The organism is Pseudomonas fluorescens (assembly GCF_019212185.1).
Taxonomy (GTDB): domain Bacteria; phylum Pseudomonadota; class Gammaproteobacteria; order Pseudomonadales; family Pseudomonadaceae; genus Aquipseudomonas.
Window position 1 is genome coordinate 768,055 of record NZ_CP078138.1, and the last position, 12,293, is coordinate 780,347.

10 protein-coding genes are annotated in these 12,293 nt (G+C 60.2%); 8 read left to right on the forward strand and 2 right to left on the reverse strand.

All coding sequences use genetic code 11. The annotated features are described in order from the left end of the window. Positions 1 to 54: 54 nt before the first annotated feature. A complete protein-coding gene (locus KW062_RS03300; protein WP_105753997.1) occupies positions 55 to 954 on the reverse strand; it encodes a LysR family transcriptional regulator in 900 nt (299 codons plus the stop codon). A gap of 163 nt (positions 955 to 1,117) precedes the next feature. Here KW062_RS03300 and amaB point away from each other — a divergent pair, with 163 nt between their 5' ends. From amaB to KW062_RS03340, 8 genes are all read left to right on the forward strand, one after another. Continuing rightward, a complete protein-coding gene (amaB, locus tag KW062_RS03305; RefSeq protein ID WP_105753996.1) occupies positions 1,118 to 2,608 on the forward strand; it encodes an L-piperidine-6-carboxylate dehydrogenase in 1,491 nt (496 codons plus the stop codon). A gap of 126 nt (positions 2,609 to 2,734) precedes the next feature. Then, positions 2,735 to 4,018 (forward strand): L-pipecolate oxidase, encoded by a 1,284-nt coding sequence (gene amaA / locus KW062_RS03310; RefSeq protein ID WP_027617555.1) that lies wholly within the window; start codon positions 2,735 to 2,737, stop codon positions 4,016 to 4,018. Between the two features lie 361 nt (positions 4,019 to 4,379). Beyond that, positions 4,380 to 5,513 carry an ABC transporter substrate-binding protein gene (locus KW062_RS03315; protein ID WP_027617556.1) on the forward strand — a complete coding sequence of 378 codons (1,134 nt, stop codon included), beginning with the start codon at positions 4,380 to 4,382 and terminating at the stop codon, positions 5,511 to 5,513. 225 nt (positions 5,514 to 5,738) lie between these two features. After that, positions 5,739 to 6,653 carry an ABC transporter permease subunit gene (locus KW062_RS03320; protein ID WP_027617557.1) on the forward strand — a complete coding sequence of 305 codons (915 nt, stop codon included), beginning with the start codon at positions 5,739 to 5,741 and terminating at the stop codon, positions 6,651 to 6,653. A 3-nt stretch (positions 6,654 to 6,656) separates the two neighbouring features. Then, on the forward strand, positions 6,657 to 7,964 hold the full coding sequence (gene livM, locus KW062_RS03325) for a high-affinity branched-chain amino acid ABC transporter permease LivM (protein ID WP_105753995.1): 1,308 nt from the start codon (positions 6,657 to 6,659) through the stop codon (positions 7,962 to 7,964). Then, entirely contained in the window at positions 7,957 to 8,829 is an 873-nt protein-coding gene (locus KW062_RS03330) for an ATP-binding cassette domain-containing protein (RefSeq protein ID WP_027617559.1), read from the forward strand. The genes livM and KW062_RS03330 overlap by 8 nt, the downstream gene beginning before the upstream one ends. After that, entirely contained in the window at positions 8,826 to 9,542 is a 717-nt protein-coding gene (locus KW062_RS03335; RefSeq protein ID WP_027617560.1) for an ABC transporter ATP-binding protein, read from the forward strand. The genes KW062_RS03330 and KW062_RS03335 overlap by 4 nt, the downstream gene beginning before the upstream one ends. Before the next feature lie 738 nt (positions 9,543 to 10,280). Beyond that, positions 10,281 to 11,048: an SDR family oxidoreductase gene (locus KW062_RS03340; protein WP_027617561.1), complete on the forward strand. Its 768-nt coding sequence runs from the start codon at positions 10,281 to 10,283 to the stop codon at positions 11,046 to 11,048. Between the two features lie 7 nt (positions 11,049 to 11,055). On the opposite strand, the gene KW062_RS03345 is transcribed toward KW062_RS03340, so the two are convergent. After that, positions 11,056 to 12,189, reverse strand: coding sequence for an AGE family epimerase/isomerase (locus KW062_RS03345; protein ID WP_105753994.1), 1,134 nt, complete (start codon positions 12,187 to 12,189; stop codon positions 11,056 to 11,058). Positions 12,190 to 12,293: the final 104 nt, after the last annotated feature.

The window sequence follows — 12,293 nt, forward strand, 5'->3', positions numbered from 1 at the left end:
TTCAGGGAATGGGTCCAGTGGCGCATATCCACGAAGCCCAAGGCCAGTGTTTTTTCAGTGGGGCGTCTCGACCTGCTCCAGCATCCACTTGACGAAGTCGCGCACCTTGGGGACTTCCGCCGAATGCTCCGGGTAGGCCAGGTAATAGGCATCGCTGCTGGGCATTGCATGCTGCCACGGAATCACCAGCTTGCCGTCGGCCAACTCTTCCTCCACCAGAAAGCGTGGCAGCAGGGCGACGCCGCAACCGACCTGGGCGGCGCGGATGCACATGTAAAAGGTCTCAAAACGCGGGCCGTGGTAGCTGTGCTCGGTCTGAAAGCCCTGGCTGGCGAACCAGTCGTGCCAGGCCTGGGGGCGCGAGGCGTTTTGCAGCAGGACCAGTTCACTGAGCTGGGTCGGATCGGTAAACGGGGTGGCAGGCAGGCTGCCCGGCGCGCACACCGGAACCAGCTCTTCGCCGAACAATTTCAGGCACTCGGTGCCCGGCCGTGAGCCCTGGCCGAAGAAAAATGCGAGGTCACTGTGGCCTTGCAGCAGATCGTCGGCTTCCTGTTCATTGCGCAGGTCGAGGTGAATCTGCGGATGGCGCAGGCGCCAGCCCTTGAGGCGAGGCACCAGCCAACGTGCGCCGAAAGTGGATGGCGTAGAGACCCGCAGGACTTCAGTCTCGCCGCCGTAGGAGCGCAGGTAATGCGTCGACATCTCGACCTGGGTGAGGATTTTTCGGACTTCGACCAGGTACAAATCTCCGGCCGGGGTCATCTGCAGGCGTCGACGTACCCGGCGAAACAGCAGATGCTGCAGCAACTCCTCGAGCTGGGCCACTTGTTTGCTCACGGCGCTTTGCGTCAGGTTCAACTCTTCTGCCGCACGGGTGAAGCTCAAGTGGCGGGTGACCGCTTCGAAGCACTGCAGGGCAGTGATCGAGGGCAAATGGCGTTTATTCAGCATGGGGAGTCCCTTGTTCTTGTCGCGGCGCTTTGCATGAATAAACGGAATGATATCTCGCTTAATGGTCGTTTGTTGCCACGTCTTCGTAGCGCTACAACTAGAGTCCTGATCAGCCGTGTGATTGCGGCTGCACACTTTCTGTCTTTTGCTTGAGGAGTGACCCATGGTTGCCGCATTGCTTGATCGTTTGGGAGTGAACCCGGCCCTGTACCAGAACGGCAAAGTGGCGGTGCATTCGCCCATCGATGGCAGCCAGATCGGCGCCGTGAACTGGGAAGGCGCCGCGCAGGTCGAGCAGCACATCAGCCGCGCCGATCATGCCTTCGAACTATGGCGCAAGGTCCCGGCGCCGCGCCGTGGTGAGTTGGTCCGCCAATTGGGCGAGATCCTCCGTGAATACAAGTCCGACCTCGGTGAGTTGGTGTCGTGGGAGGCGGGCAAGATTACTCAGGAAGGCCTGGGTGAAGTGCAGGAAATGATCGACATCTGCGACTTCGCCGTTGGCCTGTCGCGTCAACTCTACGGCCTGACCATCGCCTCCGAGCGCCCTGGCCACCACATGCGCGAAACCTGGCATCCGCTGGGCGTCGTCGGGGTCATCAGCGCGTTCAACTTCCCGGTCGCGGTCTGGGCCTGGAACACCACGCTGGCGCTGGTCTGCGGTAACCCGGTGATCTGGAAACCTTCGGAAAAGACCCCGCTCACCGCCCTGGCCTGCCAGGCGCTGTTTGACCGCGTGCTGAAAAACTTCAGCGATGCACCACCGCACCTGAGCCAGGTGATCATTGGTGGCCGCGATGCCGGCGAAGCGCTGGTGGATGATCCTCGTGTGGCCCTGGTCAGCGCTACTGGTAGCACCCGCATGGGCCGCGAAGTGGCACCGAAAATCGCCGCACGCTTCGCCCGCAGCATCCTTGAGCTGGGCGGCAACAACGCGATGATCCTCGGCCCAAGTGCCGATCTGGACATGGCCGTTCGCGCCATCCTGTTCAGTGCGGTCGGCACCGCTGGCCAGCGCTGCACCACCTTGCGCCGGTTGATCGCCCACGAGTCGGTCAAGGAAGAGATTGTCACCCGCCTCAAGGCCGCGTATTCCAAAGTGCGCATCGGTCATCCGCTGGAGGGCAACCTGATCGGTCCGCTGGTCGACAAGCACAGTTTCGACAACATGCAGGACGCCCTGGAGCAGGCCTTGAGCGAAGGCGGCCGGGTGTTCGGCGGCAAGCGCCAACTCGAAGACCAGTTCCCCAATGCCTATTACGTCTCGCCGGCGATCGTCGAAATGCCGGAGCAGAGCGATGTGGTCTGCAGCGAAACCTTCGCCCCAATCCTGTACGTGGTCGGCTACAGCGACTTCGCCGAAGCACTGCGCCTGAACAACGCCGTGCCACAAGGCCTGTCGTCGTGCATCTTCACCACCGATGTGCGTGAAGCCGAGCAGTTCATGTCGGCGGTCGGCAGTGACTGCGGGATTGCCAACGTCAACATCGGCCCGAGCGGCGCGGAAATCGGCGGTGCCTTTGGTGGCGAAAAAGAAACCGGCGGTGGTCGCGAGTCCGGTTCCGACGCCTGGCGCGGTTACATGCGCCGCCAGACCAACACGGTCAACTATTCGCTGGAACTGCCGCTGGCCCAGGGCATTACGTTCGACTGATTAATGCTCCCCCTGTAGGAGCGAGCTTGCTCGCGATAGCGTCAGAGGCTGTGACGACGTCATCGCGAGCAAGCTCGCTCCTACATTTGACAGGTGTATTTGTTGGGTTTCTGCTGGAGTCTGGCAATGCCGTTACGCGAAGAGTGCTTATGGGAAAAACTGACGCCGCAGCGGCCTGACCGAGCGGCGCTCAAGGGTGAGATAACAGCAGATGTCTGCGTGATCGGCGCCGGTTTCACCGGTTTGTCGGCAGCGGTGCATTTGCTTGAGCAGGGCAAGACTGTCTGTGTACTGGAGGCCCAGCGCTGTGGTCAGGGTGGGTCGGGACGCAATGTCGGGCTGGTCAACGCCGGCATGTGGATCCCGCCGGATGAAATCGAAGAAGGCTTTGGCGAGGCCATTGGCAGCCAGCTCAACCGCATGCTCGGCGCTGCACCGTCGCTGGTGTTCAGCCTGATCGACAAATATAAAATCGACTGCCAGTTGCGCCGTGAGGGCACGCTGCACATGGCGCACAACGCGCGTGGCGAAGCTGATCTGCGCAGCCGCGAGGAGCAATGGAAGCGCCGCGGTGCTCCCGTGGAGTTGTTGACTGGGGCAGCTTGCGAGCAGGCGACCGGGACCAAAAAAATTGCCGCAGCCTTGCTCGATCGGCGTGCCGGCACGCTCAATCCGATGGCCTACACCAGTGGTCTGGCCAAGGCCGCAAGCGATCTGGGCGGTCGGTTGTTCGATCATTCACCGGTCACCCGCCTTGAGCGGCAGGGCCAGCGCTGGTCAGTGCAAACCGCTGCGGGTTCTGTGTTGGCCGAGCAAGTAGTGATCGCATCCAACGCCTACACCGAGGGCGACTGGACCGAGTTGCGGCGTAACTTCTTCCCCGGCTTTTACTATCAGGTGGCTTCGACGCCGCTGACCGAGGACGCTGCGCAGCAGATTCTGCCGGGTGGCCAGGGTTCCTGGGATACCCGCCAGGTACTCAGCAGCATTCGCCGCGACAAGGACGGCCGGTTGTTGCTCGGCAGCCTGGGCAACGGCAATCGCAAACCGACCTGGTTTCTCAAGGCCTGGGCCGATCGGGTGCAGCAACACTATTTCCCGTATTTGAAACCGGTGGAATGGGAGTGCACCTGGACCGGCTGTATCGCCTTTACGCCCGATCATTTGATGCGCTTGTACGAGCCAGCACCAGGCCTGGTAGCTGTCACCGGTTACAACGGCCGGGGCGTGACCACCGGAACCGTGGTCGGAAAAGCCTTCGCCGACTACCTGTGTAACGGAAATCCTCAAGCGTTGCCCATCCCATTCGCACCCATGCAGCCGGTGCTGGGGGTAGGGGTGCGCAGTTGCCTGTATGAGGCTGGTTTTTCTCTGTATCACGCGGGCCAGTGCCTGCGGATTGTCATTTAAGCAGCGGAATCTGCTCGCGCCAGCGGCAGTTTTCGAAGTTGCGACTAGCCTGTAGTGGTGCGGGTTGTAGCAGTCGCGCACCAGCAGTGTGCAGTTCGGTGACGCGTGCTGTTACAGGTCGGTTGCACGTCGTTTCTGCTTATGGTTGCAATGGTGGCACGCGGAGGTTGCGCCCAAAATAAATAGTGGTTTTACCTTCTGCGTTTTAGACGGTTGCACGCCCAATGAAAATGGGCTCGAAACAGTCGAAATAACAATAAAGCAGCGACTTGTTAACGAATAAAAAACCGATGGCACGGCCCTTGCTCTAAGCATGGAGTGAAGTCGCAGTGCCAACTAAAAAACCTTGGAGCACCACCTCATGTCCCAGACGTTTTACAAAAAAGGCTTTCTGGCCCTCGCAGTCGCTACTGCGTTGGGTGTTTCGGCGTTTGCTCAGGCTGACATCAAGATCGGCGTTGCGGGCCCCATGACCGGTGCAAACGCGGCATTTGGCGAGCAGTACATGAAGGGCGCACAGGCTGCCGCCGACGCGGTGAACGCTGCAGGTGGCGTCAATGGCGAGAAGATAGTGCTGGTCAAGGGCGATGACGCCTGCGAGCCAAAACAGGCGGTGACCGTCGCCAAGGACCTGACTAACCAGAAAGTTGCCGGTGTAGTCGGTCACTTCTGCTCCTCCTCGACCATCCCGGCGTCGGAGATCTATGACGAAGCGGGCATCATCGCCATCACCCCCGGTTCCACCAACCCGCAAGTTACCGAGCGCGGCCTGAGCGCCATGTTCCGTATGTGCGGGCGTGACGACCAGCAAGGCATCGTTGCCGGCGACTACATTGTCGACGTGCTCAAGGGCAAGAAAGTCGTGGTGCTGCACGATAAGGACACCTACGGTCAGGGCCTGGCAGATGCGACCAAGGCACAACTGGTCAAGCGCGGCGTGACGCCGGTGCTGTATGAAGGCCTGACCCGTGGCGAGAAAGACTTCAGCGCCGTGGTCACCAAGATCCGCGCTGCCGGTGCCGACGTGGTGTACTTCGGCGGCCTGCACCCGGAAGCCGGTCCGCTGGTCAAGCAACTGCGTACTGAGGGCCTGAAAGACGTCAAGTTCATGTCCGACGACGGCATCGTGACCGACGAACTGGTGACCACCGCCGGTGGCCCGCAATACGTCGACGGCGTGCTGATGACCTTCGGCGCCGACCCACGCATGCTGCCAGAGAGCAAGGCGGTGGTGGACGCGTTCCGCAAGGCTGGCACCGAGCCTGAAGGCTATACCCTGTATGCCTACGCCTCGGTCCAGGCACTGGCCGCCGGCTTCAATGGCGCCAAATCCAACAAAGGCGAAGACGCTGCCAAGTGGCTCAAGGCCAACCCGGTGAAAACTGTCATGGGCGAAAAAACCTGGGACGCCAAGGGTGACCTGAAAGTCTCCGACTACGTGGTTTACCAGTGGGACAAGGACGGCAAATATCACCAGTTGGAAAAACAGAAGTAAACGCGATCGGCTAGACGACATCGACTCCATGTAGGAGCGAGCCTGCTCGCGATGACGGACTGACAGGCGACATTTTTGTTGAATGTCCATCCGCTATCGCTGGCAGGCCAGCTCCCACAAGGGGATGTGGTGTTCTGCCTGACAGCGCTTCGACGTAAATCTGTATTTTTCCTAGAAGAACCGCACACCCAGGGTGTGCAGGTTCTCACTGCGTGAGATTGCGTTATGGATGGTATTTTCCTGCAGCAACTGGTCAACGGCCTGACCCTCGGGTCGGTCTATGGCCTGATCGCCATCGGCTACACAATGGTCTATGGCATCATTGGCATGATCAACTTCGCCCACGGCGAGGTTTACATGATTTCCGCTTACCTCGCGGCAATCAGTCTGGCACTGCTGGCGTACTTCGGTATTGAATCCTTCCCGCTGTTGATGCTCGGCACGCTGGTCTTCACCATTGTCGTCACCGGGGTGTATGGCTGGGTCATCGAGCGAATTGCCTACAAACCCCTGCGTAACTCGACCCGCCTGGCACCGCTGATCAGTGCCATCGGTATTTCCCTGATCCTGCAAAACTATGCACAAATCAGCCAAGGCGCTCGCCAACAGGGTGTTCCGACGCTGCTGACCGGTGCATGGCGCGTGGATATCGGTGAAGGTTTCGTACAACTGACCTACACCAAGATCTTCATTCTGGTCGCTGCATTCGCCGGTATGGCGTTGCTGACCTACATCATTAAGTACACCAAGCTCGGGCGCATGTGCCGGGCGACGCAACAAGACCGCAAGATGGCTTCGATCCTGGGCATCAACACCGACCGGGTGATTTCCTACGTGTTCATCATCGGTGCCGCCATGGCGGCGTTGGCCGGTGTGCTGATCACCATGAACTACGGCACCTTCGACTTCTACGCAGGCTTCGTCATCGGCATCAAGGCTTTCACCGCCGCGGTATTGGGCGGCATCGGCTCGTTGCCCGGAGCGATGCTCGGCGGAATCATCCTGGGGATCTCCGAATCGCTGTTCTCCGGCCTGGTCAACTCCGACTACAAAGACGTGTTCAGCTTCTCGCTGCTCGTTCTTGTTCTGGTCTTTCGGCCTCAAGGCCTGCTTGGCCGTCCTCTTGTGTCGAAGGTGTAAGCGATGTCTGCAACCCATAAGAAATCCATCGATATCAAACAAAGTGTGGTCGACGCGATTCTCGCCGGCCTGATTGCCCTCATCGTCTTCGGCCCGATTGTCGGGGTGGTGCTCGACGGCTACAGCTTCAATCTGGAACCGACGCGGGTGGCGTGGATCGTTGCCGTGGTCATGGCCGGGCGCTTTGCCCTGAGCCTGTTCCTGCAGACCAGCAAGGGCCGGCGGATTCTTGAAGGTTTCGAGTCCACCGGCTCTGGAGTACATGTGCTGGCGCCCGACTACAAGTCGCGCCTGCGCTGGATCATCCCGCTGATGATCGCGATTGCCGTGATCTTCCCGTTCTTCTCCAACTCCTACCTGCTGGGGGTGGTGATCCTCGGCTTGATCTACGTGTTGCTGGGACTGGGCTTGAACATTGTGGTCGGCCTGGCCGGCTTGCTCGACCTGGGTTACGTGGCGTTCTACGCCATCGGCGCTTACGGTCTGGCGCTGGGCTACCAGTATCTGGGTCTGGGCTTCTGGACAGTGCTGCCGCTGGCGGCAATCACTGCCGCGCTGGCCGGCTGCATACTCGGCTTCCCGGTGTTGCGCCTGCACGGTGACTACCTGGCAATCGTGACCTTGGGCTTCGGTGAAATCATCCGCCTGATCCTCAACAACTGGTTATCGCTCACCGGCGGTCCGAACGGTATGCCGGCGCCCTTGCCGACCTTCTTCGGCCTGGAGTTCGGCAAACGGGCGAAAGAGGGTGGAGTGCCGTTCCACGAGTTCTTCGGCATCGCCTATAACCCTGATGTGAAGTACTACTTCATCTACGCCGTGCTGTTCCTGGTGGTGCTGGCCGTGCTGTACATCAAGCACCGCCTGACCCGTATGCCGGTCGGCCGTGCCTGGGAAGCTCTGCGTGAAGATGAAATCGCTTGCCGGTCCATGGGCCTGAACCATGTACTGGTGAAGCTCTCGGCATTCACCATCGGTGCTTCGACCGCAGGCCTGGCTGGGGTGTTCTTCGCCACCTACCAGGGCTTCGTCAACCCGACCTCGTTCACCTTCTTCGAATCGGCGCTGATCCTCGCGATCGTGGTGCTCGGCGGCATGGGCTCGACCATTGGCGTAGTGATCGCCGCGTTCGTCCTGACCGTTGCTCCAGAGTTGCTGCGTGGCTTCGCTGAGTACCGGGTGCTGCTGTTCGGCATTCTCATGGTGTTGATGATGATCTGGCGGCCACGCGGCCTGATCCGGATCAGCCGGACGGGCGTGACCCCGCGTAAAGGTGCCATAGCGTATGAAAGGGGGCAGGGCCATGAGTGAAGTCGTACTCAGTGTAGAGAAGCTGATGATGCACTTCGGCGGTATCAAAGCCCTCAGTGACGTCAGTCTTAAAGTCCATCGCAACTCGATCTTCGCCCTGATCGGCCCCAACGGGGCCGGCAAGACCACGGTGTTCAACTGCCTGACCGGTTTCTACAAGGCGTCGGGTGGCAAGATCGAGCTCAACACCCGCGGCAAGCAAACCAATGTCATCCAACTGCTGGGCGAATCGTTCAAGGCGACCGACTTCGTTTCGCCGAAAAACTTCGCCTCACGCCTGTACTACAAAATGTTCGGCGGCACCCACCTGGTGAACCGCGCCGGCCTGGCCCGAACCTTCCAGAACATTCGCCTGTTCAAGGAAATGTCGGTGCTGGAAAACCTGCTGGTGGCCCAGCACATGTGGGTCAACCGCAACATGTTGGCCGGCATCCTCAATACCAAGGGCTATCGCAAGGCTGAGAGCGATGCGCTGGACTGCGCATTCTATTGGCTGGAGGTGGTCGATCTGGTGGACTGCGCCAACCGTCTGGCTGGCGAATTGTCCTACGGCCAACAGCGGCGCCTGGAAATTGCCCGGGCCATGTGCACTCGGCCGCAAATCATTTGCCTCGACGAGCCGGCTGCCGGCCTCAACCCGCAGGAAACCGAAGCGCTGAGCGCGATGATCCGGGTACTGCGCGATGAGCACGATCTGACCGTGGTACTGATCGAACACGACATGGGCATGGTAATGAGCATCTCTGACCACATTGTGGTGCTGGACCACGGCAACGTGATCGCCGAAGGCGGACCCGAAGCGATTCGTAGCGATCCGAAAGTGATCGCCGCCTACCTGGGTGCTGACGAGGAGGAGGTGGTATGAGCCAGCCGATCCTCGAACTTAAGGAGCTGGACGTGTTCTACGGACCGATCCAGGCCCTGAAGAAAGTCTCGCTGCACATCAATGAGGGTGAAACCGTCAGCCTGATCGGCTCCAACGGCGCCGGCAAGTCGACGCTTTTGATGTCGATCTTCGGCCAGCCGCGCGCCGCCGATGGGCAGATCATTTACCAGGGTGTGGACATTACCCACAAGTCGTCGCACTACATTGCCTCCAACGGCATTGCCCAATCGCCGGAAGGGCGGCGGGTTTTCCCTGACATGACCGTTGAGGAGAACCTGCAGATGGGCACTATCCCCATCGGCGACAAGTACGCGGCCGAAGACATGCAGCGCATGTTCGAGCTGTTTCCGCGGCTCAAGGAACGGCGTAACCAGCGAGCCATGACCATGTCCGGTGGCGAGCAGCAGATGCTGGCCATCGCCCGGGCGCTGATGAGCCGTCCCAAGCTGCTGCTGCTCGATGAGCCGAGCCTGGGGCTGGCGCCGATCGTGGTGAAGCAGATCTTCGCCACCCTGCGGGAGCTGGCGAGCACCGGCATGACCATTTTTTTGGTCGAGCAGAACGCCAACCACGCGCTGCGCTTGTCGGATCGCGCCTATGTGATGGTGAACGGGCAGATTCGTCTGACCGGCACTGGCAAAGAGCTGTTGGTAAACGAGGAGGTGCGTAACGCCTATTTGGGCGGGCACTGATTCGCGCGGTTATCCACAAGCCTCGACGCGCAAGCTCGGGGCTTTTTTACGTCTGGGTAAAAGCCTGCCTTGCGCCTCCACCGTTGAAATTGTGGAAAACAATTCGTACATGCTGCTAAAGCGCGACATAAAGCCGCTGCAAATGGCTGTTTTTCTGGGCTTTTGACTTGTCCCCGTTTGCTGTGGAGCGGGCTGTGGGTAACGTGGGTGCAACTCCACCAAGGCCTTATAAAACGTGGCTTCCAGGCGATTGATTGTTTTTTGATCAGTGCTTTTTTGCGAGTCGTAACCGCAGGATGTCAACCTTTTTATTGCTCGGCAAACCCAGTCAAATATGACTGGGCATGCCTGTGGATAAGTCTGTGGTTAAACTCTGGAAAGACCTCGCAAAGCGGCGTGGTTGCTGGCTTGGCGCCATTGCCAAGTTGACCGCGCGGTCGAATTGATGCGCAAGAGCTACACGGGTGAGGGGCCGGGTCAAGCAAAAAACTTTGCATTTTCCGCGCAAAGCCTTGTGGATAGCGGTGTGCAGGGTTTCGAGTTGCCCCCAGAGAATGTGGGCCGGACTGTGGATAAGGTGGGTGTAATGAGCTGCAGGCCACGGTTTTAAAGGCTTTGCGCAACCTGATCATTTTTTGTCCAATAAACCCGAGGTTGCCCACCGCAAGCGGGCCGGGCATGCTGCCGGCTGATGGTTCATTACACCGGCTGTGTAGCAGCCCGATCAAGGAGAGCACGATGTCCAACACCCTGTTTATTACCGGCGCCACGTCCGGTTTTGGTGAAGCCTGCGCCCGGCGTTTTGCTGCGGCTGGCTGGAAGCTGGTGCTGACCGGTCGTCGTGAAGAGCGTCTGAATGCCCTGTGCGCCGAGTTGTCGGCGCAGACCGAGGTCCATGGCCTGGTTCTTGACGTGCGTGATCGCAAGGCCATGGAAGCGGCCATTAGCAACCTGCCACCGTCGTTCGCCACCTTGCGCGGACTTATCAACAATGCCGGCCTGGCCCTCGGCGTGGATCCTGCGCCGAAATGCGACCTGGATGACTGGGACACCATGGTCGACACCAACATCAAGGGCCTGATGTACAGCACCCGCCTGTTGTTGCCGCGCTTGATCGCCCATGGCCGTGGCGCGGGAATCATCAACCTCGGTTCGATCGCCGGCAATTACCCGTACCCGGGCAGCCACGTGTATGGCGCAAGCAAGGCATTCGTCAAACAGTTCTCGCTGAACCTGCGTTGCGATCTGCAGGGCACCGGCGTGCGCGTCAGCAACATCGAGCCGGGGCTGTGTGAAAGCGAATTCTCGCTGGTGCGCTTCGGCGGTGACCAAGCGCGTTACGACGCCACTTACGCCGGTGCCGAGCCGATCCAGCCGGAAGATATTGCCGAGACCATTTTCTGGGTGCTCAACGCACCGGCGCACATCAACATCAACCGTCTCGAGTTGATGCCGGTGAGTCAGACCTGGGGTGGCTTTGCCATCGATCGTGGCGCCAAGGGCTGAGTAGTCCTCAGGCGCAGTAGGCGGCCAGTCCGGCGTAGCAGGTCGCCAGGTGGTAAGGCGTGGTCGAAGGCATGTCCTGGCGACTGACCACGCCTTGGGTATCGAGGCATTCGTACCAACCATCACTGTGCAGGAAGCGTTGCTGCAAGGCCGTCAATTGGCGCAGCAGCGCCGCCTGGCTGTGCGGACGCAGTGTCAGCGCACGCAGGTACTCGGCCTGGGCCCAGATGCGCTGGGTGGCATCGCGTGGCGCTTCGGCCTGATCCAGTTCCAGCATGGCGGCGACCGCACCAGTCTGCGGATCGACGCCTCGTTGTTCGGTGAAGGCAAACGCGCCGGTCAACGAAGCGTGTAACGGCGATCCCTGAAGGGTGGTCGACGAATCCAGGAGGAAAAACCATTCGAACTGGTGACCGGGCTCGAACCAGTTATCCACAGCTCCCAGCGGTTTCTCCATCATCACCCCGTGTCTTGGGTCGATGAAGTGTTTGTGCATCGCTGCGCACAGCGCGTTCAGCGCATCGCTGACCGGAGCGTCATCGCGTACTGCGAGGGTCGCGAGGAAGGCTTCGGCCAAATGCATCAGCGGATTTTGCAGAGGTCCCGAGTTCAATGACGACCAGTCGCGATCAAGGCTGGCTTCGTACAGACCGTCATCCGTGGCAAAGCGCTGGGCAATCACTTCCAGGGCGGCATTAAGTACGGACTCCACCAGCGGCTCCTTGACCCTGGACCAGTAGTGAGCGCAGGCAAAGAGGATGAAGGCGTGGGTGTAGAGGTCTTTACGGGTGTCGAGCGGTGCGCCCTGGGCATCGATGCTGTAGAACCAGCCGCCATGCTCGGCGTCGTGGAAATGCCGTTGCAGTGAGCGGAACAACGCCGCCGCCCGCTCCTCGGCACCTGTCACTTCGCCGATCAGGCTGGCGAACAGGTACAGCTGGCGCGCGCAGGCCATCGCCCGGTAGCGTTGTGGCGGCAAGGGTTGTTGCGCGGCGTTCAGCGCTTCGTAGGGCAGCGCCATGTCGGCATTCCAGCCCGGACCTTGCCACAGCGGCACGATGACCTGCCGGAAATGCGCTTGCACCGTGGCAAACAGAGCGGTCAGTTCAGGCTGGGGGGCAGAGCGGGGAGCATGGGGCATTGGCGGGCGTCGTCACGGCGGTAATGGTTGCGCGACATGGTAGCAGAGGAGCACAAGGTGCAAGCGGCAAGCCACAAGTTAATGCGCAGCCGCGTTGGCTCCTG